General features: G+C 66.3%; 20 protein-coding genes. 14 read left to right on the top strand and 6 right to left on the bottom strand.

Annotation, left to right across the window (positions count from 1 at the left end):
* The first annotated feature begins 98 nt into the window (after nucleotides 1-98).
* Nucleotides 99-320: a hypothetical protein gene (locus CAL29_RS06620; RefSeq protein WP_094852124.1), complete on the top strand. Its 222-nt coding sequence runs from the start codon at nucleotides 99-101 to the stop codon at nucleotides 318-320.
* Nucleotides 321-431: 111 nt separating this feature from the next.
* On the opposite strand, the gene CAL29_RS06615 is transcribed toward CAL29_RS06620, so the two are convergent.
* Nucleotides 432-1,712 (bottom strand): MFS transporter, encoded by a 1,281-nt coding sequence (locus CAL29_RS06615; RefSeq protein ID WP_256977300.1) that lies wholly within the window; start codon nucleotides 1,710-1,712, stop codon nucleotides 432-434.
* Between the two features lie 232 nt (nucleotides 1,713-1,944).
* Between CAL29_RS06615 and cyoA the strand changes: the two genes are divergently transcribed.
* Genes cyoA through CAL29_RS06580 form a run of 7 tightly spaced genes read left to right on the top strand, consistent with a single transcriptional unit; the run spans nucleotide 1,945 to nucleotide 8,959 of the window.
* Nucleotides 1,945-2,988 (top strand): ubiquinol oxidase subunit II, encoded by a 1,044-nt coding sequence (gene cyoA, locus CAL29_RS06610; RefSeq protein WP_094852123.1) that lies wholly within the window; start codon nucleotides 1,945-1,947, stop codon nucleotides 2,986-2,988.
* Between the two features lie 53 nt (nucleotides 2,989-3,041).
* Nucleotides 3,042-5,045, top strand: coding sequence for a cytochrome o ubiquinol oxidase subunit I (gene cyoB, locus CAL29_RS06605; RefSeq protein WP_094852122.1), 2,004 nt, complete (start codon nucleotides 3,042-3,044; stop codon nucleotides 5,043-5,045).
* Nucleotides 5,038-5,673, top strand: a complete 636-nt coding sequence (gene cyoC / locus CAL29_RS06600; protein WP_094852121.1) for a cytochrome o ubiquinol oxidase subunit III — start codon at nucleotides 5,038-5,040, stop codon at nucleotides 5,671-5,673. Before cyoB ends, cyoC begins: the two co-directional genes overlap by 8 nt.
* Nucleotides 5,670-6,080, top strand: coding sequence for a cytochrome o ubiquinol oxidase subunit IV (gene cyoD, locus CAL29_RS06595; protein ID WP_094852120.1), 411 nt, complete (start codon nucleotides 5,670-5,672; stop codon nucleotides 6,078-6,080). The genes cyoC and cyoD overlap by 4 nt, the downstream gene beginning before the upstream one ends.
* A gap of 48 nt (nucleotides 6,081-6,128) precedes the next feature.
* Nucleotides 6,129-6,947, top strand: coding sequence for an SURF1 family protein (locus CAL29_RS06590; protein WP_094852119.1), 819 nt, complete (start codon nucleotides 6,129-6,131; stop codon nucleotides 6,945-6,947).
* 40 nt (nucleotides 6,948-6,987) lie between these two features.
* Complete coding sequence (locus CAL29_RS06585) at nucleotides 6,988-8,409, top strand: ATP-binding protein (RefSeq protein WP_094852118.1); 1,422 nt, start codon at nucleotides 6,988-6,990, stop codon at nucleotides 8,407-8,409.
* Nucleotides 8,399-8,959, top strand: coding sequence for a response regulator transcription factor (locus CAL29_RS06580; RefSeq protein WP_094852117.1), 561 nt, complete (start codon nucleotides 8,399-8,401; stop codon nucleotides 8,957-8,959). Before CAL29_RS06585 ends, CAL29_RS06580 begins: the two co-directional genes overlap by 11 nt.
* Nucleotides 8,960-9,043: 84 nt before the next feature.
* Here the strand turns inward: CAL29_RS06580 and CAL29_RS06575 are convergent, their stop codons facing one another.
* Nucleotides 9,044-10,114, bottom strand: coding sequence for an AraC family transcriptional regulator (locus tag CAL29_RS06575; RefSeq protein WP_256977230.1), 1,071 nt, complete (start codon nucleotides 10,112-10,114; stop codon nucleotides 9,044-9,046).
* A gap of 371 nt (nucleotides 10,115-10,485) precedes the next feature.
* Between CAL29_RS06575 and CAL29_RS06570 the strand changes: the two genes are divergently transcribed.
* Nucleotides 10,486-11,553: an aldo/keto reductase gene (locus CAL29_RS06570; protein ID WP_094852115.1), complete on the top strand. Its 1,068-nt coding sequence runs from the start codon at nucleotides 10,486-10,488 to the stop codon at nucleotides 11,551-11,553.
* Nucleotides 11,554-11,590: 37 nt separating this feature from the next.
* On the opposite strand, the gene CAL29_RS06565 is transcribed toward CAL29_RS06570, so the two are convergent.
* The gene (locus tag CAL29_RS06565) at nucleotides 11,591-11,827 is read right to left on the bottom strand and encodes a hypothetical protein (RefSeq protein WP_094852114.1); all 237 of its coding nucleotides are present in this window, start codon (nucleotides 11,825-11,827) and stop codon (nucleotides 11,591-11,593) included.
* A gap of 679 nt (nucleotides 11,828-12,506) precedes the next feature.
* Here CAL29_RS06565 and CAL29_RS06560 point away from each other — a divergent pair.
* The 5 genes from CAL29_RS06560 to CAL29_RS06540 all read left to right on the top strand — a co-directional run bounded on the left by CAL29_RS06560 (nucleotide 12,507) and on the right by CAL29_RS06540 (nucleotide 20,549).
* Nucleotides 12,507-13,142 carry a response regulator transcription factor gene (locus CAL29_RS06560; RefSeq protein ID WP_256977229.1) on the top strand — a complete coding sequence of 212 codons (636 nt, stop codon included), beginning with the start codon at nucleotides 12,507-12,509 and terminating at the stop codon, nucleotides 13,140-13,142.
* A gap of 5 nt (nucleotides 13,143-13,147) precedes the next feature.
* Nucleotides 13,148-16,270, top strand: a complete 3,123-nt coding sequence (locus CAL29_RS06555; RefSeq protein ID WP_094852113.1) for an ATP-binding protein — start codon at nucleotides 13,148-13,150, stop codon at nucleotides 16,268-16,270.
* Nucleotides 16,271-16,342: 72 nt separating this feature from the next.
* Entirely contained in the window at nucleotides 16,343-17,032 is a 690-nt protein-coding gene (locus CAL29_RS06550) for an HAD family hydrolase (protein WP_256977228.1), read from the top strand.
* Between the two features lie 91 nt (nucleotides 17,033-17,123).
* The gene (locus tag CAL29_RS06545) at nucleotides 17,124-18,050 is read left to right on the top strand and encodes a 2-deoxy-5-keto-D-gluconate 6-phosphate aldolase domain-containing protein (protein WP_094852112.1); all 927 of its coding nucleotides are present in this window, start codon (nucleotides 17,124-17,126) and stop codon (nucleotides 18,048-18,050) included.
* A gap of 108 nt (nucleotides 18,051-18,158) precedes the next feature.
* Nucleotides 18,159-20,549, top strand: coding sequence for a phosphoketolase family protein (locus tag CAL29_RS06540; RefSeq protein WP_094852111.1), 2,391 nt, complete (start codon nucleotides 18,159-18,161; stop codon nucleotides 20,547-20,549).
* 37 nt (nucleotides 20,550-20,586) lie between these two features.
* Here CAL29_RS06540 and CAL29_RS06535 read toward each other — a convergent pair whose 3' ends face one another.
* The 3 genes from CAL29_RS06535 to CAL29_RS06525 all read right to left on the bottom strand — a co-directional run bounded on the left by CAL29_RS06535 (nucleotide 20,587) and on the right by CAL29_RS06525 (nucleotide 23,471).
* Nucleotides 20,587-21,495: a polysaccharide deacetylase family protein gene (locus CAL29_RS06535; RefSeq protein WP_094852110.1), complete on the bottom strand. Its 909-nt coding sequence runs from the start codon at nucleotides 21,493-21,495 to the stop codon at nucleotides 20,587-20,589.
* A gap of 96 nt (nucleotides 21,496-21,591) precedes the next feature.
* Nucleotides 21,592-22,704 (bottom strand): tripartite tricarboxylate transporter substrate binding protein, encoded by a 1,113-nt coding sequence (locus tag CAL29_RS06530; protein ID WP_094852109.1) that lies wholly within the window; start codon nucleotides 22,702-22,704, stop codon nucleotides 21,592-21,594.
* Nucleotides 22,704-23,471 (bottom strand): GntR family transcriptional regulator, encoded by a 768-nt coding sequence (locus CAL29_RS06525; protein WP_179283932.1) that lies wholly within the window; start codon nucleotides 23,469-23,471, stop codon nucleotides 22,704-22,706. Before CAL29_RS06525 ends, CAL29_RS06530 begins: the two co-directional genes overlap by 1 nt.
* Between the last annotated feature and the right edge of the window lie 70 nt (nucleotides 23,472-23,541).

The following is a 23,541-nucleotide window of genomic DNA, read 5'->3' as shown; positions in this document are numbered from 1 at the left end:
AGTCCGCCGCAAGCACGGCGGACCCGAGACGTTTCTATATAGCAGCAGAGCAGCACCGCACAGCACCCCCGGCCCGCGGCCGGGGCAAGGGAGACGGTATGCATCGCTGGTCGAAGGCCCGGTTCCGGTACCAGATCATTCTTTACCACGGCGTCGCCGTGCTCGCCGTCGTCATGGCGGGCTGGCTGTGCGCCCGCGCGACCCGCCTGGACCCGCCGCCCGGCGTGTCCCTGAGCGTGCGCGCCGGCGGGGACCGGGAAAGCTTCCTCTCACGGCTGGGCGCGGTGCGCCCGGCGTTCGATCCCATCTCTATTTATTAAGACGATTTATCAAGGTCGAGCCGGCGGCTGTCCGGCTTTCTGCTTTCTTATTGCAGCGCAAAAAAAGGCGCCCCGGCCAAGCCGGGACGCCTTTTTTTCATACAGCCCGCGTCAATCTTCCCGCGTTTCCAACGCCCGGTTGATGCGCAGCGCCAACAAGGTGCAAACCACGCCCGACAGCAGGTAGGCGCTGACCGCCACCACCCCGAAATGGGAAGACAGGCTCAGGGCCACCAGCGGCGCGAAGGCAGCTCCCACCAGCCAGGCGAAGTCGGAAGTCAACGCCGCGCCGGTGTAGCGGAACTGGCGCGTGAAGTTCGACGTCACCGTCCCGGCCGCCTGGCCGTAGGACAGGCCCAGCAGGAAGAAGCCGATCATGATGAAGGCATCCTGGCTGCTCGGGCCGCCTTCCAGCAGCCACGGCGTGCACAGGGCGAAGACGCCGATCAGGCAGGCCAGCCCGCCCAGGGTGTTGCGCCGCCCCAACTTATCGGCCAGCTTGCCCGAGATGATGGTACCGACGATCCCCAGGAAGCCGCCGATGATTTCCGCCGTCAGGATGGAATTGACCGACTGCGTCGATTGCAGGGACAGCCAGGAAAGCGGAAAGATGGTTACAAGATGGAAGAGCGCATAGCTGGCCAGGCTGGCGAAGGCGCCCAGGAAGATGTTGTATCCCTGGCCCTTGAACATGACCAGCGTGCCCACCGGCTTCAGTTCGCCCTCCTCGAGCAGGCGCGTATATTCGTCGGTCACCACCAGCCGCAGGCGGGCGAACAGCGCCACCACGTTGATGGCGAAGGCGACGTAGAAGGGATAGCGCCAGCCCCAGTCGAGGAAGTCGTCCGCGGAGAGGGTGCTGTGCAGGTACAGAAACAGGCCGCCGGCCAGCAGGAAGCCGATGGGCGCGCCAAGCTGCCCGATCATCGAATACCAGCCCCGCTTGTGCTCGGGCGCGTTCAGCGCCAGCAGCGAGGGCAGGCCGTCCCAGGCGCCGCCGGTCGCCACCCCTTGCACCACCCGGAAGATGGCCAGCAGGACGATGGCATGTGTCCCCAATGAAGAATAATTAGGGACAAATGCAATCCCCGCCGTCGCGGTGCCCAGCAGGAACAGCGCCGCGGTCAGCTTGACGCTGCGGCCCCAGCGCCGCTGGATCGCCATGAACAGCGACGTGCCGAAGGGCCGCGCGATGAAAGCGAAGGAGAACAGCGCAAAAGCCGCCAACATGCCGTCCAATGGCGGCAGGAAGGGGAAAAACACCTGGGGAAAGACCAGGACCGAAGCGATCCCGTAGACGAAAAAGTCGAAGTATTCCGAGGCGCGTCCGATGATCACCCCGATGGCGATCTCGCCCGGCGCGACGTCGGAGTGTCCCTGGTACCCGCCCATGTCTGCCTGGGCGTCCCTCTGAAATTCGGACTGTGTGGTTTCGTTGTAGTCCAGCGTACCTGTCGACATCATGCTGCCTCCCGATTCGAGCTAAACTGCACCGGCCCTTGAACGGACCGCTCTCTCTGCCATGCACCACGGTTGGACAAAATGTCCACTTCCCGCAGCGCATCAATGAGCGTACATTTCGCGTTATTTTCCATAATTTGCGCCCTTGTCTCGTCTCACCGCAATGCCTCCAAACAAGCCCCCACGCGGATTACTCCTGCTCCCCCTCCTTGCCGTTACCCTCCTGTTGGGCGGCTGTAATGCCGTCCTGCTGTCTCCGTCAGGGGACATAGCGGTACAGCAGCGCGACTTGATCATCATATCCACGATTCTGATGTTGGTGATCATCATCCCCGTAATAATCCTTACGTTGGTGTTTGCGTATCGTTACCGCGCGGCCGCCAATAACCCGGATTACGACCCGGAATGGAACCACTCCACCCGCATCGAACTGATGGTCTGGTCGGCCCCGCTGATCATCATCATCGCCCTCGGCGCGATCACCTGGGTGAGCACCCACCGCCTGGATCCCTACCGTCCGCTGGACCGCCTGTCCGAAGGCCGTGAGCTGCCCACCAACGTCAAGCCGCTGGTGGTCGAAGTGGTCTCGATGGACTGGAAGTGGCTGTTCATCTACCCGGAGCAGGGCATCGCCACGGTCAACGAACTGGCCGCGCCGGTCGACCGCCCGATCCAGTTCAAGCTGACCTCGACGACGGTGATGAACGCATTCTTCGTGCCCGCCCTGGCCGGCATGATCTACACGATGCCGGGCATGGAGACGCAACTGCACGCCGTGATCAACAAGGCGGGCACGTATAACGGCATGTCGGCGAACTTCAGCGGCGCCGGCTTCTCGGGCATGCACTTCAAGTTCTACGGCATGCCCGCCGGCGACTTCGACAAGTGGGTGCAACAGGCGCGCGACGGCGGCAACACGCTGGATCGCCCCACCTACCTGGAACTGGACAAGCCCAGCGAACGCGTGCCGGTGCAACGCTACGCCACGGTGGCGGCCGACCTGTACGACGCCATCCTGAACCGGTGCGTGGAAAGCGGCAAGACCTGCCTGAAGGACCAGATGGCCATGGATCAACGGGCCAACACCGGCCTGCAGGGGCGTTACAGCGTCGCCAACAACGACGTGTCCGCCCTCCAGTATCTGGGCAGCATCTGCACCGCCAGCAACCCCACCGGCGCCGGCGTGCTCGAAAACAAAGTGCTGTAACCCGGCCATCCGACAGATTTTTCGCCTAGCGGCGCGCCGCTATGGGAACAACGATGCCTGATCATCTAGACATAACCAAACTGTTATTCGGTCGACTTTCGCTCGACGCGATCCCTTATCACGAACCCATCCTGGTCGGAACGTTCGCCGTTGTCGCGCTGGGCGGCCTGGCGCTGCTCGCCGCCCTGACCTACTTCAAGGTCTGGGGCTACCTGTGGCGCGAATGGTTCACCAGCATCGACCACAAGAAAATCGGGATCATGTACATCGTCCTGGCCATCGTCATGCTGCTGCGCGGCTTCGGCGACGCCATCATGATGCGCATGCAGCAGGCCATATCCTTCGGCGACAACGCCGGCTACCTGCCACCGCACCACTACGACCAGATCTTCACCGCCCACGGCGTGATCATGATCTTCTTCGTGGCCATGCCGCTGGTGACGGGCCTGATGAACTACGTCGTGCCGCTGCAGATCGGCGCGCGCGACGTGGCCTTCCCCTTCCTCAACAACTTCAGCTTCTGGATGACCACCGGCGGCGCCGCGCTGACCATGGTTTCGCTGTTCGTCGGCGAATATGCGCGCACCGGCTGGCTGGCCATGCCGCCGCTGTCGGGCATCCAGGCCAGCCCGGACGTGGGGGTCGACTACTACATCTGGGCATTGCAGGTGGCGGGGGTCGGGACATTGTTATCGGGGATCAACCTGATGGTGACCATCATCAAGATGCGCGCCCCGGGCATGTCCCTGATGAAGATGCCCGTCTTCACCTGGACCTCGCTGTGCACCAACGTCCTGATCGTCGCTGCCTTCCCGGTGCTGACCGCCGTGCTGGCCCTGCTGTCGCTGGACCGCTACGTCGGCACCAACTTCTTCACGAACGATCTCGGCGGCAACCCGATGATGTACGTGAACCTGATCTGGATCTGGGGCCACCCCGAGGTGTACATCCTGGTCCTGCCCGCCTTCGGCATCTTCTCCGAAGTCGTGTCGACCTACAGCGGCAAGCGCCTGTTCGGCTACACCTCCATGGTGTACGCCACGGTCGTGATCACCGTGCTGTCCTACCTGGTCTGGCTGCACCACTTCTTCACGATGGGGTCGGGCGCCAGCGTCAACTCCTTCTTCGGCATCACGACCATGATCATCTCCATCCCGACGGGGGCGAAGATTTTCAACTGGTTGTTCACGATGTACCGCGGCCGCATCCGCTTTGAAGTGCCGATGCTGTGGACCGTGGGCTTCATGGTCACCTTCGTGATCGGCGGCATGACCGGCGTGCTGCTGGCCGTGCCTCCCGCCGACTTCGTGCTGCACAACAGCCTGTTCCTGATCGCCCACTTCCACAACGTGATCATCGGCGGCGTGCTGTTCGGCATGATGGCCGGCATCACCTACTGGTTCCCCAAGGCCTTCGGCTTCAAGCTGGATCCGTTCTGGGGCAAGTGTTCGTTCTGGTTCTGGTTCGTCGGCTTCTACTTCGCCTTCATGCCCCTGTACGTCCTGGGCCTGATGGGCGTGACGCGCCGCCTGAACCACTTCGACGATCCCTCGCTGCAGATCTGGTTCCAGGTCGCCGCCTTCGGCGCCTTGCTGATCGCCCTGGGCATCGGCAGCTTCCTGGTCCAGCTCTTCGTCAGCTTCCGCAACCGCGAAAAGCTGCGCGACGAATCGGGCGATCCCTGGAACGGCCGCACGCTGGAATGGTCGACCTCCTCGCCCCCGCCCAACTACAACTTCGCCTTCACCCCGCAGATCCATGACGGCGACGCCTGGTGGCAGATGAAGCAGCGCGGCTCCAAGCGCCCGCTGGGAGGTTTCCTGCCGATCCACATGCCCGCCAACACCGGCGCCGGCATCATCCTGGCCGGCCTGAGCACCGTGTTCGGCTTCGCGATGATCTGGCACATGTGGCTCCTGGCCGTGGTGTCCTTCGCCGCCCTGATCATCGGCGCGATCGTCCACACCTTCAACTACAAGCGCGACTACCACATCCCCGCCGAGGAAGTGGCCCAAGTCGAAGCCGAACGTACTCGCCTGCTCGCCAAACATGTCTAATTCACACGCCATCAAGCAGCCCGGCGCCGCGTCGGGCGAGCTGAACTTCTATCTCACCGAAGACCATCACCCGCAGAACGGCACCTTGCTGGGCTTCTGGGTGTACCTGATGAGCGATTGCCTCATCTTCGCCTGCCTGTTCGCCTGCTACGGCGTGCTGGGCCGCAGCTACGCCGGCGGTCCGACCGGCGCCGAGCTGTTCGACCTGCCGCTGGTGGCCGTCAACACGTCGATGCTGCTGCTGTCCTCGATCACCTACGGCTTCGCCATGATCGAAATGCGCAAGCAGCGCATCGGCGCCGTGCAGGCCTGGCTGCTGATCACCGGCATCCTGGGCGCCATCTTCATCGGGCTGGAACTCTATGAATTCCTCCACCTGATCCACGAAGGCAACGGCCCGCAGCGCAGCGCCTTCCTGTCGTCCTTCTTCACCCTGGTGGCCACGCACGGCCTGCACGTGACCTTCGGCATCGTCTGGCTGATCACGCTGATGATCCAGGTCGGCAAGCATGGCCTGATCCCGGAAAACCGCCGTCGCCTGATGTGCCTGTCGATGTTCTGGCACTTCCTGGACGTCGTCTGGATCGGCGTCTTCACCTTTGTCTACCTGATGGGAGTGCTGCCATGAGCAACCATTCCGCTACCGCGCACGACGCCCACGGCCATGGCGACCACGGCCACGACGACCACGACGACGGCGCCAGCCACAGCACCTTCGGCGGCTACATGACCGGCTTCGTCCTGGCCGTCATCCTGACCGCGATTCCGTTCTGGCTGGTGATGGGCAAGGTCTTCCAGAGCTCCAGCACCACCGCCCTGATCCTGCTCGGCCTGGGCGCGATCCAGATCGTCGTGCACATGATCTACTTCCTGCACATGAACGCGCGTTCGGAAGGCGGCTGGAACATGCTGGCGCTGATGTTCACCCTCGTCCTGGTGGTCATCACGCTGGCCGGTTCCCTGTGGGTCATGTACCACATGAACGTCAACATGATGCCGCACATGAACATGCACGATATGCAAGGCATGTCCTGATCGCATCGTTGTCAGCCCCGCCGGCCTCGCCGGCGGGGCTTTTTTCATATGGGCCCTCCGCCCCTGGCTCATCCCGTGGCTTCTCCCTCCTCCTCCTCGCCGGCATCCTCGCCGCGCCCCCGCCGCAGCACCACCGGCCTGGTTTGCCTGGCCCTGATCGGCCTGCTGCTGTTCTCCGTCTTCTGCGCCCTCGGCACCTGGCAAGTCCATCGACGCGCCTGGAAGCTGGACCTGATCGCGCGCGTCGACCAGCGCGTGCACGCCGCGCCCACGCCGGCGCCGGGTCCCGCCGACTGGCCCCGCATCTCCGCCGACGGCGACGAATACCGCCGCGTGCGCCTGGACGGCGCCTGGCTGGACGGCAAGGACACCCTGGTCCAGGCGGTCACCGACCTGGGCAGCGGCTACTGGGTGCTGACGCCGCTGCGCCTGGCCGACGGCGGCATCGTGCTCGTCAACCGCGGCTATATCCCGGCCGACCAACGCCAGGCCGCGCGCCCCGCGCCCGCCGCCCCGCCGGTCACCGGCCTGCTGCGCATCACCGAAACCGGCGGCGGCTTCCTGCGCAAGAACGATCCGGCCGCCGATCGCTGGTTCTCGCGCGACGTGGCCGCCATCGCCGCCGCGCGCGGCCTGCCTGCCGGCCAGGTGGCGCCCTATTTCGTCGACGCCGACGCGGACGCCCATGCCGCCCCCGCGGCGCCGGTCGGCGGCCTGACGGTGATCCAGTTCCACAACAGCCACCTGGTCTACGCCATCACCTGGTATGGGCTGGCCTTGATGGTCGTCATCGCCGCGTTCTACGTGGCGCGCGACGAACGGCGCCGCGGCGCGTCCGCGGACGCGGCCGGCGGTTTGGAGCGCTGAGCGCGGAGGGATAAACTTCGCGCGCATGGAGATTGCGAAGATGTCCCCTGCAGATCCCTCCCCCGACGCCCGCCCCGCGGCGGGCCCGTCCCTCGACGACGGCCCCGCGTCCTGCGCGGCGCCGGCCGTCTCGCCGGCGGATGACGCCGCCCGGCGGCGCTTCGACAGCACCGGCCACAAGAACATGCACCAACTGGTCCAGTTGCGCTGGATCGCGGCGCTGGGACAGTTGGTCACCATCTACGTCGTCTACCTGGGCTTCGACGTCCGCCTGCCGCTGAACTACATGCTGGCCGTGCTGGGCTGCCTGGTGGCCTTCAATGCCGTCAGCGTGCTGCGCCTGCGGGTCTATCCCGAAGTCACCAACGGCGAGCTGTTCGTCTCCATGCTGGTGGACGTCGGCATGCTGACCGCCCAGTTGTACCTGAGCGGCGGCGCCACCAACCCCTTCGTCTTCCTCTACCTGCTGCAGGTCACGCTGGGCGCCATGCTGCTGAAGTCGTGGAGCACGTGGACGCTGGTGGCCGTGGCGCTGTGCTGCATCGGCGGCCTGGCGCTGGCCGCGCGCCCGCTGCCCTTGCCCCTGGACCATGCCAACGGCGTGGCCAGCCTGTACATCCAGGGCATGCTGGTCTGCTTCGCCATCAACGCCGTGCTGCTGGTGGTCTTCGTCAGCCGCATCAGCCACAACCTGCGCGCGCGCGACGCCCACCTGGCCGACCTGCGCCAGCGCGCGGCCGAGGAAGAGCACATCGTGCGCATGGGCCTGCTGGCCTCCGGCGCGGCGCACGAGCTGGGCACGCCGCTGGCGACCCTGGCGGTGATCCTCGGCGACTGGCGCCGCATGCCGGCCTTCGCCGACGACCCGGAACTGAGCCAGGAGATCAGCGAAATGCAGACCCAGGTGCTGCGCTGCAAGTCCATCGTCAGCGGCATCCTGCTGTCGGCCGGCGAGGCGCGCGGCGAGGCGCCGGTCGAAACCACGGTGCGCACCTTCCTGGACGATCTCATCGCCGAATGGCGCGGCACCCGGCCCGGCGCCACGCTGGATTACCACAACGACTTCGGCCAGGACCTGCGCATCATTTCCGATTCCGCGCTGAAGCAGATGATCTGCAACGTGCTGGACAATGCGCTGGAGGCCTCTCCCGAGTGGGTGGGCCTGCGCGCCAGCCGCGTCGGCGCCGATCTCAACCTGGTCGTCACCGATCGGGGGCCGGGCTTCCCGCCGGCCATGCTGGCGCAACTGGGCAAGCCCTATCAGTCGAGCAAGGGGCGCCCTGGCAGCGGCCTGGGCCTGTTCCTGGTGGTCAACGTGGCGCGCACGCTGGGCGGCCGCGTATGGGCCCGCAACCTGCCCCAGGGCGGCGCGATGGTAACCTTGACCCTGCCGCTGGCGGCCCTGACGCTGGACGATGACGAGAACGAGGACGAGGACAAGGAAGAGGCCGATGCAAGCTGAGCCGTTGACGCAATCGGATGCCGACCGTCTGCTATTGATCGTCGAGGACGACGAGGCGTTCGCCCGCACGCTGGGCCGCTCCTTCGAACGCCGCGGCTATACGGTGCTGCACGCCACCAGCCTGGAGAACGTCCAGCAACTGCTGGGCGAGCACGCGCCGGGCTATGCCGTGGTCGACCTCAAGCTCAAGGGCGAAGCCACCGGCCTGGCCTGCGTGCAGGCCCTGCACGCCCACGATCCCGCGATGACCATCGTGGTGCTGACGGGCTACGCCAGCATCGCCACCGCGGTGGAAGCGATCAAGCTGGGCGCCTGCCACTACCTGGCCAAGCCGTCGAACACCGACGACATCGAGCAGGCCTTCGAACGCGCCGAGGGCGACACCGGCGTCAGCGTCACGGAGCGGCCCACTTCCATCAAGACGCTGGAATGGGAACGCATCCATGAGATGCTGGCGGAGACGGGATTCAACATCTCCGAGACCGCGCGCCGGCTGGGCATGCACCGCCGCACGCTGGCCCGCAAGCTGGAGAAGCAGCGGGTGAAATGAAGGGGGATGAAGGGACGTGAAGAGATGAGAGGCCGGATCGTGGATCCGTTCATGCATCCGTTCACGTATCGCCTTCGCATCCGTTCATCCGCGCGCGGCGGCCCGGCGGGAAGACGCCCGGCCTGGTTCGCCGGCCGGTTCCCGCGCGGACGCCCGGGCCGCTTCTCGCATTGATTCCCGCGTTGATTCCCGCGCCGGTTCCATGCGCCAGCGCCGCTTGTCGCGCATCGGCGCGGTGCCGAAGAGACGGCTGTATTCCCGGCTGAACTGCGACGGGCTTTCGTAGCCCACCTGCCGCGCCACCACGGCGACGTCGCCATCGCCCATGAAGATCAGGCGCCGCGCTTCCTGCAGGCGCAACTGCTTCTGGAATTGCAAGGGGCTCATCGACGTCACCGACTTGAAGTGGTGATGGAAGGACGACACGCTCATATGCGCGTCGCGCGCCATGTCCTCGACCCGCAGCGGCTGGTCAAAGCATTGCCGCATCTGGTGGATCGAACGCGCGATGCGCTGCGTATGGCTGTCCTGCAGCGCCGTCTGCCGCAAGGCCAGGCCCTGCCCGTTGACCAGCAGGCGGTAGAGGATCTCGCGCTTGATCAGCGGCGCCAGGATGGCGATATCGGCCGGCGTGTCGAGCAGGCGCGCCAGCCGCAGCACCGCGTCCAGCATGGAAGCGCCGAGCGGATGCACGTGCACGCCGCGCGGCGCCTCGGCGGGCCCCGGCGGCGGCAGATGCTCGTCGCGGATCAAGGCGCCGATCTCGTCCACGTCCAGGTCCACGCGCAGTCCCAGGTAAGGCTCGGTGGGACTGGCCACGTGCACCTTGCCGACCACCGGCAGGTCCACCGACGACACCATGTAGTGGAACGGATCGTATTCGAAGACATCCTCGCCCACGAGCAGGCGCTTGCCGCCCTGGGCGATGACCGAGAGGATGGGGTTCTGGATGCTGTGCCTCGGGCCGCTCTCGCACATCAGGCGGTGCAGGTGCAGTCCCGGCACGGCGGTCGGCATCGATCCTTCCAGGCGGTCGCCGGTGTGGCGCGCGACCAGCGCCACCAGCTCCTGGCGCGCGGCGTCTTCGCGCAGCCGCGCGGCCGCCTCGCTATCGAGCGGCGGCAAGGCGGAATAAGGCAGGTCGTGAGATCCCATGGACATTCCCGGATAAGACGGCTGAGTCGAACAATGGTGCAGGATTAGGCATCCTCGGTGGATACCGGCGGCGTCGGCCGCGCGCTGCGGACGATAGCGAAGCCGCGGCAAAACCATACCGAAACCACGTGCGCCACGATGCTGGCCGCCAACGCAGACTATATCGCCTTCACGCCGCCGCGGCACCGCGCAGACGGCGTTGTCTGTGAAGCTTTGCAGAATCGGGCAAGAATTCAACAGGATCGGGCAGCCTCGAATGCGCCGCGGGGCTCATACTGGACGTCCTCCCCCTCTTCCCTATCCCCCCGTCCATCGCCGCCGGCGCCGGCCCTGCCGCGCGCCGCGCCGCGATTCATCCAGGAGTTGAACTCATGCATTACAGGAAATTCGGCAGCACCGGCATGTTCGTTTCGGAACTATGCCTGGGCACCATGACTTTCGGCGGCTCCGACGGCATCTGGGGCCAGATCGGCAATCTCGAACAGCAAGACGTGGACGGCATCGTCGGCGCCGCGCTGGACGCCGGCATCAACTTCATCGACACCGCGAACGTCTATGCCAACGGCCGTTCGGAAATGCTGACCGGCCAGGCCCTGAAGAATCTCAAGGTGCCGCGCGAAAACGTGGTCGTCGCCACCAAGGTGTTCGGCGAGAGCGGCACGCGCGGCGTCAATTCACGCGGCCTTTCCCGCTATCACATCCTGGACAGCGTAAAGCAGAGCCTGCAACGCCTGCAACTGGACCACCTGGATCTCTACCAGGTCCATGGCTTCGATCCCGCCACGCCCATCGAGGAAACCCTGGAGGCCCTGGACACGCTGGTGCGCCACGGACACGTCCGCTACATCGGCGTGTCCAACTGGGCCGCCTGGCAGATCGCCAAGGCCCTCGGCATCTCGCAACGCCTGGGCCTGGCGCGCTTCGAATCCCTGCAGGCCTACTACACCATCGCCGGCCGCGACCTGGAGCGCGAACTCGTGCCCATGCTCAAGAGCGAAGGCGTGGGACTGATGGTGTGGAGCCCGCTGGCCGGCGGCCTGCTCAGCGGCAAGTACGGCCGCGACACCCAGGCCGAAAGCGGCAGCCGGCGTGTCAGTTTCGACTTCCCGCCCGTCGACCGCGATCGCGCCTACGATTGCGTCGACGCCATGCGGGCGATCGCGCAGACGCGCAACGTCTCGGTGGCGCAGGTCGCGTTGGCGTGGCTGCTGCATCAGGAAGTGGTGACCACGGTCATCATCGGCGCCAAGCGGCTCGATCAATTGCACGACAACGTCGGCGCCACGCAATTGCGCCTGAGCGGCGAGGAACTGGCGATGCTGGACCGCGTCAGCGCGCTGCCCGCCGAGTACCCCGGGTGGATGCTGGAACGCCAGGGCGGCGTGCGCCGCGATCAGTTGAAAGCCGCGGCCGAACGAACGCTAACCACAGAACGTTAACGGCTAACGGCATGCTCATCGGCAAGGACGACGCGTGTCATGCGGACCCCAGTTGCGCCTTCGCCGCGACCGGCGGCGCCGGTCGCATGACGGTGATGCGCTGCTCGTCGGCGAAGCGCTCCAAGGCGCGCATTCCAGCCGCCGCCGCGGCGCTCGCCGCGGGATAGTGCGTGCCGCGATCGACCAGCGTTCCCTTGCCGACCTCCCGCGTCATCGCGATATAAATCAACCAAACATACTCGCCGTTCTCCGTACGCTCGACATCGAGCGCCAAACGATATCCATCAGCGACAGCTACGTATAGCTCCATCGCTCCCCCCGCTTATATTTTGCTCAGCCACTCTATAGCATGAGTCGATGGGTCTTGGCACTAGTAGCACTAGTGAAGACACGGGATTTAAATCGGAACCTTGCATCGCGCTTCCAACGAAACGGCGAACAGCGCAAAGCTTCGCAACAGAACCACATTGAGGTTTCAAGTTTTTAAGCCATCCATTCAGTCGCTTTTCGATTGAATTTTGTTTGGTTCCGACAAATAAGGCGTTCCAGGGTTTCAAGCAAAGCAGGACGCCGGCGCCCATGATGCATTTGGACACAGCGCTTGCGCCGACATGAACGCGGCAGGTGCTACGTTTCCCCGTCGCCCATCGCGGAGGAGATGCGGAAGTCTTTCCTCGGGCGATACACACGTGTTTGGGCCACGGAGGCATTCCTCCGTGGCTTTTTTTTGCTTTTCTGTTTGCGCGCGCGACAAGGAATGAAAGCACGGCGACGGCGTGCATTATCTTTTGAAAAATGCCCGCAAGAACATGACAGATACGCTTGGACACTATCTATTTTTCAAGCAGTCGCAATAAGTATCTGTTCTGCAACGCCCATGAGCCCTGTCTGATCCGCCGGGCCAGACAGGCTCCGTATACTGCCCCGCGATTTCCCTCAGACAGGAACGACCCGTGCAAAACGCAGGCAGTGTCTTGATCGTCGACGACCATCCCATGATCCGCTTCGCCGTCAAGACCCTTTTCGAACAGAACGGCTGGAAGGTCGTCGCCGAAGCAGGCTCCGGCGTCGACGCCTTGAGCGCAGCCCGTCAACATCGGCCGGATCTCATCGTGCTCGACATCGGCATTCCGAAAATGGATGGACTGATGGTGATCTCGCGCCTGCGCGGCGACGACGAACAACGCGCCCCGCGCATCGTGGTCCTCAGCGCGCAGAACCCCGAACACCTCGCCGCGCGATGCCTGCACGCGGGCGCCGCGGGCTTCGTCTACAAAGGCAAGGAGCTCACCGAACTGATCGGCGCCGCCAAGGCCGTCATGCAGGGCAACACGTATTTCCCCAGCGTGGCGCTGCGCGCCACCGCCGACGGCGCGGGCGGCGAGGCCGCGCTGATACGCCTGCTCTCGGACCGCGAACTCGTCGTGCTGCAGCACCTGGCGCGCGGCGCGTTGAACAAGACCATCGCGGCCACGCTGATGCTCAGCGAAAAGACCGTCAGCACCTACAAGACGCGCCTGCTCGAGAAACTCAACGTCACGTCCTTGCTGGAGCTCACGGACATGGCGCGCCGCAATGGCCTGGTCTGAAGCCGATGCGCGTTCCTTACCGGCCGCGGCTGTGGCAGGCCCTGGCCCTGGTCCTGGCCTTGCTGCTGCATGGCGAAGGTAGCGCCGGCGCCGGCCAGCCGCCCGCGGCGCCACCCCACGCGGTCATCGACGACACCTACTGCGCCGTTGCGCCGCCGCACGGCCGGCGCGCCGCGCCGGCGTCCGGCGGCGGCACGCTGCTCTCGATCCTGTACGCGTCGATCACGCGCGTGTTCGTGCCGGAGCCGGACGCCGACGACCTGCGCTGCTGGACTTTCCATGCGCTGGACATGGACGCGCCGCCCCTGCCGCTCACGGCCGAGGAAGCGCAATGGATCGAGACGCATCCCTCGATCAGCGCGGCCCTGGCCGAGCCCGCGGGATCGGGGCCGGACGGCAGGGGGCTCGACTACGATCCCGGCCTCGTCCACGAATTCCTGGCGGCGATCGCGCGGCGCACCGGCCTGCGCATCGAAATCACGCGCGTCGACGGCGCCCGCAACGCGCCGGCCCGCTGGCCCGCGCAACGGTTCGACCTGCTCGCCCCGGTCGATCTCGCCATGTACGACGATCCCGCCTACGCGACCAGCGCGCCGCTCGTGACCAACGGCAACGTGCTGCTGGTGCGGCAGGAACATCCCGGCGCCGACGTGCCCGCCGGCAGCCTGGCCAACAAGCACCTGGCCGTCGTGGCCGGCAGCAGCAGCGAAGCCTGGCTGGCCCAGCATCACCCGGAAATCATGCTGGTGCGCATGGATAGCGACCAGGCCGCGCTGGACGCCGTCGTCAACGGCTGGGCCGACGCCGCGGTGCTGATGGAGCTGCGCGCCAAGTACGCGCTGGCGCATGGCTACGCCAGTTGGCTGCGCATCGGCGGCCATCTTCCCAGCGACCCCAGCAGGCTGGGCCTGGCCGTGAGCAAGGCCCAGCCGCTGCTGCGCGGCATCGTCGACAAGGCGCTGGCCAGCCTGACGCCGACGGAAACGGCGGCCCTGATCCGGCGCTGGCGCGCGGCGCAGGAGACGCTGATCGCCCCGTCCAGCGCGCATCGCCGCCAATTGCACCGGCTGCTGGGCGCGGCCACCGTGCTGGCCCTGCTGCTGGTGGCGTGGAACGGCTATCTGCGCCGGCAGATACGCCAGCGCAAGCGCGCCGAACGCGCCCTCAACGACCAGCTCGAATTCATGCGGGTGCTGATCAACGGCACGCCCTACGCCATCTACGTGCGCGACACGGAAAGCCGGCTGGTGGCCTGCAACCAGCGCTATCTCGAGGAATTCGCGGTGCAACGCGAACAGGTCATGAACAAGACGCTGAAGGAAGCGAACATCGAATTCATCACCCCCGAGGACGAACGGCGCTACCAGGCCATCTACAGCGAAGCCCTGCGGGAAGGCCGGGCCATCTTCGCGGACCGCGAGGGGCTGGTGCGCCGGGCGCGCCGGCGCATCCATCACTGGGTGCTGCCCTACAACGATTCCTCGGGCGGCATCGCCGGCATCATCGGCGGCTGGATCGACGTTTCCGACCGCGTGCGCCTGCTCAACGAGTTGCAGGCGGCCAAGGAACTCGCGGAAGCGGCCAACCGCGCCAAGACCGAATTCCTGGTCACCGCCAGCCACGAGATCCGCACGCCCATGAACGCCATTTCCGGCATGCTGGAGCTGGCGTTGAAGGGCGACGAGCACGCCCTGCAGGACTACGTCACGGTGGCCTATACATCGACCCAGGCCCTGCTGGCCATCGTGGGCAATATCCTGGATATCGAGAAAATCGAATCGGACCGCCTGGAGCTCTTGCCCGAACGCGTCAGCCTGGCGCAACTGGCGGAGTCGGTGCAGCAGATGTTCGACTGCATCGCGCGCGGCAAGGGCATCGCGCTGAAGCTGACCCTCCCACCCGGCCAGCCCGACCACGTGCTGATCGATCCGACGCGCTTCAAGCAGATTCTTTCCAATCTCGTCAGCAATGCCGTCAAGTTCACCGCCGCCGGACAAGTCGAGCTGCGGCTGGACACCCGCCTGGTGTCGGCGGACCGCTGCGCGATCGACGTGCGGGTGGCGGATACCGGCATGGGCATCGGCGCGGAGGACCAGCGCCTGCTGTTCCAGCCTTTCACGCAAACGCGGGAAGGCGCGCGCACGCTGGGCGGCACCGGCATGGGCTTGTGCATCACGCGCAGGCTGGTGGAATTGATGGGCGGCGAAATCCACCTGCGCAGCACGCCGGGCGTGGGCACGGAAGTGCGATTTTCGCTGGAGGCGCCGCGCCAGGAGCCACCGGAACAGGACGACGCCGCCCTCCCCGCCGAGCCGGAGCACGCGGCGTCGCTGCACGTGCTCATCGTCGACGACAATGCCCCCAACCGCCTGCTGCTGCGCAAGCAGATGGAACACCTGGGCCATCGCGTGGTGCAGGCCAACAGCGGCGACGAGGCCTGGCGCGCCTGGCGTCCCGGCGCCTACGACCTGGTGATGACGGACTGCAACATGGCCCACGGCGACGGCCACGCGCTGGCGCGCCGCATCCGCGCGGCGGAAACCGCGCAGGAGCCGCGCTGCGTGATCTTCGCCTATACGGCCAACGCGCGGCAGGAGGAAATCCAGCGCTGCCGCGCGTCCGGCATGGATGCCTGCCTCTTCAAGCCGGTGGGCCTGGAGACCTTGCGGCGCCACCTGCGCAGCCATATTCCGCGCACGCGGGCGCTGCGGGGGCCGTGGCGCGACGGCCTGCTGTTCGATCCGCTCGCCATCGATCACCTGTGCGGCGGGAACGTATCGAGCAACCGCGCCATGTTCGAGGAATTGCTGCGTTCCGGGCATGCCGATGCGCGCGCGCTGGCCGCGGCGGCCGAGAGCGGCGACGCGCGCGTCATGGACGGCGCCGTGCATGCGGTGCTGGGCGTGGCGCGCATGATAGACGCCCAGGCGTTGATGGCCGCCTGCGCGCAAGCCCAGCGGACGCTGGCCGACGCCGGCGGCGCGCCTTGCAGCGCGAACGTCCTCGACGACGCGCGGCGGCAACTGGCCGCCCTGCTGGAATCGGTGCAGGCCTGGCTGCGCACGGAGCCCCCGGCCGAGCGGCCGGATGCGTCCCCCGCGGGTCCGCCCCCGATACAAGCAATCTGACACATCTGGGCAAGGAAACTTCTGCCACAATGGCCCTTCGCGCGGTAATGGAATACCCCGGGAATACCTCCGATGACGCCGATGAATCCCGTCCCCGATCGTGTCTTCCTGCTCGACGTCGACAATACCCTGTTCGACAACGACCGCCTGCAGGCCGACCTGCGCCGCCACCTGACCGATACCCTGGGTCCCGACGGCAACCAGCACTATTGGCAGCGGTACGAAGACCTGCGCGGCCGTCTCGGCTACGCCGACTACCTGGGCGCGGTGCAGGCGCTGCGCCAGCCGGGCCGCAACGATCTGCTGCTGCCGGGCATTTCCCGTTTCCTTCTGGAATATCCCTTCGCCGACGCCGTGTTCGAAGGCGCGCTGGAGGCCATCGGCAACCTGTCGCGCTGGGGCCGGCCGGTCATCCTTTCGGACGGCGACGCCGTCTACCAGCCGCACAAGATCCGCGCCGCCGGGCTGGCGGCCGCCGTCGACGAACGCGTTTTCATCTACGTGCACAAGCAGCAGATGCTGTCGCAGATCGAACGCGCCCAGCCTGCCCGGCACTACGTCATGGTGGACGACAAGCTGGCCCTGCTGACCGCGGTCAAGCAGGCCTGGGGCGCCCGCGTCACCACGATACTCGTGCGGCAGGGCCACTACGGCCGCGACGCGGCCACCAACGCGCGCTATCCGCCGCCAGACCTCGCGCTGGAGCACATCGGCACCCTGGCGCGGTGGCAGCCCGCCCAGGCGGCGGGAGGCTCGCCATGACGGACACGTCCGGACGGGCATGACGTTTGCCGCCCCGTCCGGCCACCCGGCGGGTCTTCCCTTCCCGCCCCACACCGCTATCGGAGGCGCCATGCAACCCGGCTACGAACTCCCCCTCTATCTCCTGCCCTTCGACCATCGCAACTCCTACGTCAAGGGCATGTTCAACTATGTCCCCCCCTTGTCCGCGGAACAGCAGGCCAAGGTGGAGGACAGCAAGCAACTGATCTACGAAGGCTTTCTGCAAGGCGCGCGCGACCGCGACGTCGACGCCGCCCACGCGGGCGTGCTGGTGGACGAGGAATACGGCGCGGCCATCCTGCGCGACGCGCGCCGGCGCGGCTACGTCACGGCGCTGTCGGTGGAACGCAGCGGTTCGGACGAATTCCACTTCGAATACGGCGACGACTATGCAGCGCACATCGAAGCCTTCGATCCCGCCTTCGCCAAGGTCCTGGTGCGCTACAACCCGGAAGACAGCGATAGCGGGATGAACCAGCGCCAGGCCGGACGCCTGGCCGAACTCTCGCGCTATTGCCTGAAGACGGGCCGTCCCCTGATGTTCGAACTGCTGGTCCCGGCCACCCAGGCGCAGCTCAGCAGCGTGCGCGGCGACAAGCATGCCTACGACCTGCAACTGCGTCCCCGCCTGATGATGCAGGCCATGCGCGAGTTGCAGGACGCCGGCGTCGAGCCCGCGGTGTGGAAGATCGAGGGCCTGGACCAGCGCGCCGACTGCGCCGCGGTGGTCGAGGTGGCGCGCCGCGGCGGCCGCGGCAAGGTCGGCTGCATCGTATTGGGCCGCGGCGCGGACGACGCCAAGGTGCGCCACTGGCTGACCACGGCCGCCAGCGTGCCGGGCTTCATCGGCTTCGCGGTGGGCCGCACCAGTTTCTTCGACGCCGTCGCCGATTTCGAGGCCGGCAAGGCCACGCGGGAGGATGCGGCGCGGCGCATCGCCGGCCAGTACGCGGGCTGGGTCTCGATCTTCGAACGGGCGCGCGGCGCGTCCGCCTGATACCGCCGTCCCGGCCGCGGCGGCGCGTATGCGCTCGTCCGCATATCCGCTTGTCCGCGTATCCCCTTATCCGCTTATCCGCTTATCTCATGCAAGGGAGTAGGTCCGATGAACGATGCAAGTCACGCAGCGGCACCCCTGACAGGCCCCCTGTCCGAAGAAGAATTGCGCCTGATGGACACCTATTGGCGCGCCGCCAATTATCTGGCGGCGGGCATGATCTACCTGCGGGCGAATCCGCTGCTGCGCGAGCCGCTCAAGCCCGAACACCTGAAGAACCGCCTGCTCGGCCACTGGGGCTCGTCGCCGGGCCAGAACTTCATGCTGGTCCACCTCGACCGCCTGATCCGCCAGCGCGACCTCAACGTGCTGTTCGTGTCGGGCCCGGGCCACGGCGCGCCCGCCTCGCTGGCCTGCTCCTGGCTGGAAGGCCGCTATTCGGAGGTCTATCCCGACCGCTCGCTGGACGAGGCCGGCATGCAGCGGCTGTTCCAGAAGTTCTCGTTCCCGGGCGGCATAGGCTCGCATTGCACGCCGGAAACCCCGGGGTCCATCCATGAAGGCGGCGAACTGGGCTACAGCCTTTCACACGCCTACGGCGCCGCCTTCGACAACCCGGACCTGATCGTCGCCACCGCGGTGGGCGACGGCGAGGCCGAGACCGGCCCGCTGGCCGCCTCCTGGCACTCCAACAAATTCCTCAATCCGGTCAGCGACGGCGCGGTGCTACCCATCCTGCACCTGAACGGCTACAAGATCGCCAATCCCACCATCCTGGCGCGCATCCCGCACGAGGAGCTGGAAGCGCTGTTCATCGGCTACGGCTACAAGCCCTACTTCGTCGAGGGCGACGACCCGCCGCGCATGCACCAGCAGATGGCCGCGACGCTGGACGCCTGCATCGATGAAATCCGGGCCATCCAGCAGCGCGCGCGCGAAGGCGGGTCGAGCGGGCGGCCGCGCTGGCCCATGATCGTCCTGCGTTCGCCCAAGGGCTGGACCGGCCCGAAAACGGTGGACGGGCACAAGGTGGAAGGTTCCTGGCGCGCGCACCAGGTGCCGGTGGCCGATCCCGCCACCAACCGGCAAAGCCTGCGGGCGGTCGAGGAATGGCTGCGCGGCTATCGCCCCGAGGAGTTGTTCGACGCCGACGGCGCCCCTGTCGAAGCGCTGCGCGCGCTGGCGCCGCGCGGCGACCGCCGCATCAGCGCCAATCCCCATGCCAACGGCGGCCTGCTGCGGCGCGACCTGGACCTGCCGCCCTTCCGCGACTACGCCGTGCCGGTGCGCGCGCCGGCCTCGTCCTACGTCTCGCCCACCGCAGTATTGGGGGGATTCCTGCGCGACGTCATGCGGCGGAACATGACCAACTTCCGCGTCTTCGGCCCGGACGAGACCGCCAGCAACAAGCTGACCGCCCTGTACGAGGCGACCGGCAAGACCTGGCTGGCGCAGACGCTGCCGCAGGACGAGGATGGCGGCTACCTGGCGCCCGACGGCCGCGTCATGGAAATCCTCAGCGAGCACACCCTGGAAGGCTGGTTCGAAGGCTACGTGCTGACGGGACGCCACGGCTTCTTCGCCACCTACGAGGCCTTCGTCCACGTCATCGATTCGATGTTCAACCAGCACGCGAAGTGGCTGGAGAAATCCAAGACCGAACTGGACTGGCGCGCGCCGGTGCCGTCGATCAACCTGCTGATCACCTCGCTGGTCTGGCGCCAGGACCATAACGGCTTCACCCACCAGGATCCGGGTTTTCTGGACGTGGTGGCCAACAAGAGCCCGGAGGTGGTGCGCATCTACCTGCCGCCGGACGCCAACTGCCTGCTCAGCGTGGCCGACCACTGCCTGCGCACGCGCGACTACGTCAACGTCATCGTCGCCGACAAGCAGCCGCACCTGCAGTACCTGGACATGGAGAGCGCCACCATCCATTGCACCAAGGGCATCGGCATCTGGGAATGGGCCAGCACGGACCAGGGCGCGGAGCCGGACGTGGTGATGGCGTGCGCGGGGGATATCGCGACCATGGAGGCCCTGGCCGCCACCAAGCTGCTGAAGGAGAAATTCCCCGAGCTGAAGATCCGCTTCGTCAACGTGGTGGACCTTTACCGCCTGGTGTCCGATACGGAGCACCCGCACGGGCTCAGCGACCGCGACTTCGACTCGCTGTTCACGCGCGACAAGCCGGTGATCTTCAACTTCCATTCCTATTCGTCGCTGGTCCACAAGCTCACCTACCGGCGGGCGAATCACGACAACATGCACGTGCATGGCTACCAGGAGCGCGGCAACATCAACACGCCCTTCGAACTGGCCATGATCAACGAGGTGGACCGCTTCCACCTGGCCATCGACGTCATCGACCGCGTGCCCAAGCTGCACGTGGTCGGCGCCCACGTGAAGGAGTGGCTGCGCGACCGCATCATCGAGCACATGGCCTATGCGCACGAAGAGGGCATAGACAAGCCCGAAATCCGCGATTGGGTATGGTAAGGGCGGTAACGGCGCCCCCAGGGGCGCCGGCCCCCGCTCAGCGGGGCGCCATGGCCTGGGCGAAATCGCTCTGCTGGTAATGCTCGACGATTTCGCGGCCGGTGGCGAGCCAGACGCCGGGGTGCTTGCAGATGTATTCCAGCGCCGCGTCGAGCGCGCCGATGCGGTGCGGCAGGCCGGTGACGAAGGGATGCACGGCGATGGCCATGACGCGGCCGGACGTTTCGCCCTCGCGGTATAGCGTGTCGAAGGTGCGCTTGATCGCGGCCTCGAATTCCGGCACGGACATCTTCATGTCGAAGTACGCCGGCACGTCGTTGGTCTGCACCGAATACGGCAGCGAGACCATGGGCGGCCGGCCTACGGTCATGGTGTAGGGCTGGTCGTCATTGACCCAATCGCAAACGTAGCGGATGCCGGCCTCCGACAGGTACTCCAGCGTGTTCCACGTCTCGGCCAGGCCCGGGCCCAGCCAGCCGACCGGCCGCACGCCCGACGCGCGCTCGATCCGCTCGACGATCTGGAAAATGGCCGCGCGTTCCTGTTCCGCGGGCATCTCGTTCAAGCGGATGGCATTGGTGATGCCGTGCCCCAGGAATTCCCAGCCCCGCCGCACGGCTTCCTCGATGATCTCGGGATGGTGGTCGCACAGCTCGCTGTTCAGCGCGGCGCTGGCGCGGATGCCGTAGCGGCTGAGCGTGTCCATCAGGCGCCAGACCCCGACCCGGTTGCCGTAGTCGCGCAGCGACCAGTTCCGCACGTTGGGGATCTTGGCGTGCGCGGCCGGAATGCGCTCGTTGAGCACGCCCGGCATCACGTCGTCGAGGCCGAAATACTCGACATTGGGATTGATCCACAGCGCGACCCGGGCGCCGCCGGGCAGCGCGAACGGCGGACGCGCCGGCTGGGGAATGTAGGGAAAGGGACCGTAGCGACGAGCTTCCATCAGTATTCCTTGACAACATGATCGCGCGCGGCATCCTGGTGCTTGCGCATCGACTGCCCGGCCATGGCCGCATGGCGTTTACAGCGCCATTGGACCCTATTGCGCCTTGATCCCGCCTTCCTCGATGACGGCCTTCCACTTCACGGTTTCGTCCTTGATCAGGCGGCCGAATTCGGCGGGCGTGTCCATCACCACGTCCTGGCCCATGTCCTCGAAACGCTTCTTCGTCTCGGGCATCGCCAGCACCTTGTGCAAGGCCGCATTGATCTTGTCGACGATGGCCGGGGGCGTGCCGGCGGGCGCCAGCAGGCCATTCCAGGTGGTCGCCGTATAGCCCTTCACGCCCGCTTCCTGCATGGTGGGCACGTCCGGCAGCATCGGCGAGCGCTGCGCCGCCGTGACGGCCAGCGCCTTGAGCTTGCCGGCCTTGATCTGCGCCAGCGCCTGCGGCAGCACGTTGAACATCATGTCGACGCGGTCGCCCAGCAGGTCCGTCATGGCCGGCGGGCCGCCGCGATAGGGCACGTGCACGATGTTCACGCCCGTGTCCCGCTTGAACAGCTCGGCGGCCAGGTGCAGGGAGGTGCCGTTGCCGGAGGACGCGACGTTCAGTACGCCGGGATGCTCCTTGGCGTAGCGCACCAGGTCGGCAACGGTGTCGATATGCAGCGAGGGCCGCACGATCAGCACGTTCTGCACGCTGCCCACCATGCCGATGGGCGCGAAGTCCTTGAGCGGATCGAAGGGCAGGTCCTTGTACAGGAAGGGATTGGTCGCCAGGCCCGGCGATCCCATCAACAGGGTATAGCCGTCGGGCGCGGCGCGCGCCACGGCGTCCATGGCCAGGTTGCCGCCCGCGCCGGGGCGGTTATCCACGATGATGGGCTGGCCCAGTTCCTGCGCCAGGCCGGGCGTGACCGAACGCAGCAGCACGTCGGCGCCGCCGCCGCCGGGGAAGCCCAGGATGATGCGGATGGGCTTGTCGGGATAACCGGCGGCGTCATCCGCGGCCTGCGCGCCGGCGGCGAACGGCATCGCGGCGGCGGCGGCCAGGCAGGCGGCCAGCAGCGGCCGCTTGCGCACGGGGAGGGAAAGGCCGGCAGCGCGCGGGAGCAAGGCGGAGGACGACTTGCGCGACGACGCGGGTGCAGATGCGGCGGCGGACGCCTTCGCCTTCGAGAACAAAACGCCGAACAGCTTGGACAACATCACTTTTTTTCCCCGGTTTTGGCGGCCGCCGTCTTGCGCCGGGGCGCGGGCGCATCCCAGATGAACTCGGCCGTGTACTCGTAGCGGTCTTCGCAAAAATAGTTTTCCGTCCAGCGGATCGGCTGGCCGCCGCGCAGGAAGGTCTGCGCCTGGATATGCATCACCGGATCGGCCAGGCCGATCTTCAGGAGCGCGGCGATATCGGTATCGGCGCGGCTGACGCGTATGGTGTGCACGCTTCTCTCGACCTTGAGGCCGAAGTCGTGCCAGAAAATCTCGTGCAGCGTTTCGCGCTGCATGGCGCTGCGGGAAATCTTGGACAGATAGGCGGGCATGTAGCTGATCACGACCGACAGCGGCTCGCCGTCAAGATCGTGCATGCGCACGATCTTGAAAACCTCGGCGCCCTCTTCCAGCCCCAGGAAGCGCGCCACTTGCGCCGGCGCCGGCGCCAGGCCCAGCGACAGGATGCGGGGCTTGCTGGACAAGGTGGCGTGCAGGGGATCGCCGGTGGACCGCACGTATTTCTTGCGCGGTCCCGCCTCGACGCGCCGGGTGCCGACGCCGCGGCGGCTGCTAAGCAGGCCTTCGCGCTTCAAGTAGCTCAACGCATGCCTGACGGTGGTGCGACTGACGCCGAATTCCTCGCACAGCGCCTGTTCCGTCGCCATCTGGTTGCCGGCGCCCAGATCGCCGGCTTCCAGGCGTCGCCGCAACACCTGTGCAATCTGGTGGTACATCGGGACGCCGGCGCTCAACGTGTGCATGGACATTTGTATGAAGATTATTACAATATTTCAAGTTTGACGCCGGACAATCTTAACCGGATAGCTCCGC

This window comes from Bordetella genomosp. 10, assembly GCF_002261225.1.
Taxonomy (GTDB): domain Bacteria; phylum Pseudomonadota; class Gammaproteobacteria; order Burkholderiales; family Burkholderiaceae_B; genus Bordetella_C.
Note: the sequence above shows the minus strand (reverse complement) of the source record. Positions and strands in the feature narration are given on the sequence as shown.

Bases quoted from the DNA above. Each gene is read 5' to 3' on its own strand.
- CAL29_RS06545 (WP_094852112.1), top strand. From the start codon at position 17,124: ATGCAACCCGGCTACGAACTCCCCCTCTATCTCCTGCCCTTCGACCAT.
- cyoA (WP_094852123.1), top strand. From the start codon at position 1,945: ATGCCTCCAAACAAGCCCCCACGCGGATTACTCCTGCTCCCCCTCCTT.
- CAL29_RS06580 (WP_094852117.1), top strand. From the start codon at position 8,399: ATGCAAGCTGAGCCGTTGACGCAATCGGATGCCGACCGTCTGCTATTG.
- CAL29_RS06590 (WP_094852119.1), top strand. From the start codon at position 6,129: ATGGGCCCTCCGCCCCTGGCTCATCCCGTGGCTTCTCCCTCCTCCTCC.
- CAL29_RS06585 (WP_094852118.1), top strand. From the start codon at position 6,988: ATGTCCCCTGCAGATCCCTCCCCCGACGCCCGCCCCGCGGCGGGCCCG.
- CAL29_RS06620 (WP_094852124.1), top strand. From the start codon at position 99: ATGCATCGCTGGTCGAAGGCCCGGTTCCGGTACCAGATCATTCTTTAC.
- cyoC (WP_094852121.1), top strand. From the start codon at position 5,038: ATGTCTAATTCACACGCCATCAAGCAGCCCGGCGCCGCGTCGGGCGAG.
- CAL29_RS06575 (WP_256977230.1), bottom strand. From the start codon at position 10,114: ATGGGATCTCACGACCTGCCTTATTCCGCCTTGCCGCCGCTCGATAGC.
- CAL29_RS06535 (WP_094852110.1), bottom strand. From the start codon at position 21,495: ATGGAAGCTCGTCGCTACGGTCCCTTTCCCTACATTCCCCAGCCGGCG.
- CAL29_RS06550 (WP_256977228.1), top strand. From the start codon at position 16,343: ATGACGCCGATGAATCCCGTCCCCGATCGTGTCTTCCTGCTCGACGTC.
- CAL29_RS06540 (WP_094852111.1), top strand. From the start codon at position 18,159: ATGAACGATGCAAGTCACGCAGCGGCACCCCTGACAGGCCCCCTGTCC.
- CAL29_RS06525 (WP_179283932.1), bottom strand. From the start codon at position 23,471: ATGCACACGTTGAGCGCCGGCGTCCCGATGTACCACCAGATTGCACAG.
- CAL29_RS06570 (WP_094852115.1), top strand. From the start codon at position 10,486: ATGCATTACAGGAAATTCGGCAGCACCGGCATGTTCGTTTCGGAACTA.
- cyoB (WP_094852122.1), top strand. From the start codon at position 3,042: ATGCCTGATCATCTAGACATAACCAAACTGTTATTCGGTCGACTTTCG.
- CAL29_RS06530 (WP_094852109.1), bottom strand. From the start codon at position 22,704: ATGTTGTCCAAGCTGTTCGGCGTTTTGTTCTCGAAGGCGAAGGCGTCC.
- CAL29_RS06615 (WP_256977300.1), bottom strand. From the start codon at position 1,712: ATGGGCGGGTACCAGGGACACTCCGACGTCGCGCCGGGCGAGATCGCC.
- CAL29_RS06555 (WP_094852113.1), top strand. From the start codon at position 13,148: ATGCGCGTTCCTTACCGGCCGCGGCTGTGGCAGGCCCTGGCCCTGGTC.
- cyoD (WP_094852120.1), top strand. From the start codon at position 5,670: ATGAGCAACCATTCCGCTACCGCGCACGACGCCCACGGCCATGGCGAC.